This is a genomic window from Actinoplanes sp. NPDC051633 (assembly GCF_040681735.1).
Lineage (GTDB): Bacteria > Actinomycetota > Actinomycetes > Mycobacteriales > Micromonosporaceae > Actinoplanes.
This window is the reverse complement of sequence record NZ_JBFAZH010001535.1, coordinates 1-1521: the sequence shown is the minus strand read 5'-3', so window position 1 is coordinate 1521 and position 1521 is coordinate 1. Positions and strand designations below refer to the sequence as shown.

Annotated in this window: 1 protein-coding gene and 1 pseudogene; one reads left to right on the top strand and one right to left on the bottom strand. The window is 73.4% G+C overall.

The window, feature by feature from the left end:
• Window positions 1-994, bottom strand: a 994-nt coding sequence (locus tag AB0M20_RS42880) for a LysR family transcriptional regulator (protein ID WP_364307182.1), incomplete at its 3' end; no start/stop codon positions are given.
• 59 nt (window positions 995-1053) lie between these two features.
• On the opposite strand from AB0M20_RS42880, the pseudogene AB0M20_RS42875 reads away from it, so the two are divergent.
• Window positions 1054-1521 (top strand): annotated as a pseudogene (locus AB0M20_RS42875) (SAM-dependent methyltransferase); the annotation flags it as partial.

The window sequence follows — 1521 nt, the reverse complement described above, 5'->3', positions numbered from 1 at the left end:
AGCCGGCCGGGTTCTTGCCGGTGCGGGCGAGCGCGGCGGCCAGCACCGTGCGGGCGATGTCGATCAGGATGTCCGTCATAGCCAGAACGGCGGGCGAACCGCCATCCACAGCCCCACCACCGCCCCTGATAGGACCGGAGGCAGCTCGGCCGCCCTGATGGACGACGCTGATCCGCCGGACCGGCGCGGGGCCGCGCAGCCGTCTCACCTCGACGCCCGGCACCGTCGTGGCGACGGCCAGGCCCGGAATCACGGCGACCCCCAGACCGGCCGCGACGAACGCCTGCACGGCCCGGTAGTCGTCGGACGCGAGGGAGGTGCGGGGCTCGAAACCGGCGGCGCGGCAGGAGTGCCGGACGATGCTGAACCACGCGCTACCGCTGTGGCCGCCCACCCACACCTCGCCGGCCAGGTCGTGCAGCGCCGGCGCGCCGCGACGCCGGGCGAGGCGATGCCCGGCCGGCAGCACGGCCCGGAAGGTGTCGTCGAACAGCGCGACCCGGTGGAGCCCCGGCACCGGCGCCGGAAGCGTCTTGTGGTCGTAGACCACGGCCAGGTCCAGCGTGCCGTCGGTCAGGCGGGGCAGCAGTCCCTGCAGGTGGTCGTCCACCACGGTCAGGACGATCGACGGGTGTTCCCGGCGCAGCCGGGCGAGGGCCATGGGTACGAAGGTGGTGAGCGCCGTCGGGAAGCTGCCGAAGCGCAGCCGCCCGGCCCGGCGCCCGGCGAGCTCGCCCAGCTCCTGCTCGGCGTCGTCGAGGCGGGCGGTGATCGCCGAGCCGTGCCGGACGAGGACCCGACCGGCCGCGGTGAGCTCGGTCGGGCGGGTGCCGCGCTCGACCAGCGGCAGGCCGGCCTCGCGTTCGAGTGCCGCGACGTGCTGGCTCACCGCCGATTGGGTCAGGCCCAGCGCGTCCGCGGCCGCGGAGAACGAACCCCGGGCCTCGATCTCGCACAGCGCCCGGATGCCCCGGACGTGACCTATCAGCTTCACTAATGCTCCTTCAGCTTCCTGCATTGATGCTAATACCGGCGGACGCCTAGCGTCCCGGCATGACGACAACCCCTGCACAGATCGACACCGACAAGCTGATGGCGTTCGTCTTCCGGGCCGTCGACGAGGTCGGCGCGGCCCTCAACTGCGCGCTGGTGGTGATGGGCGACCGGCTCGGCTACTACCGCGACCTGGCCGCGCACGGTCCGACCACCCCGGACGAACTGGCCGGGCGCACCGGCACCGGTGTGCACTACGCCCGGGAGTGGTTGAACGCCCAGGCCGCCGGCGGCTTCGTCGAGTACGACGCGGGCACCCGCCGGTACACGCTGCCGCCCGAGCACGCGGTCGCGCTGGCCGACGAGAGCAGCCCGGCCTTCCTGCCCGGCTTCTTCCAGATCGCGCACGGCACCGTACGGGACGCGGAAATGGTCATCAAGGCCGCCGCCACCACCGGGCCGGGCGGAGGGCTGGGCTGGGACCGGCACAACAGCGACGTCCACGCCGGCTGCGAACGGTTCTTCCGC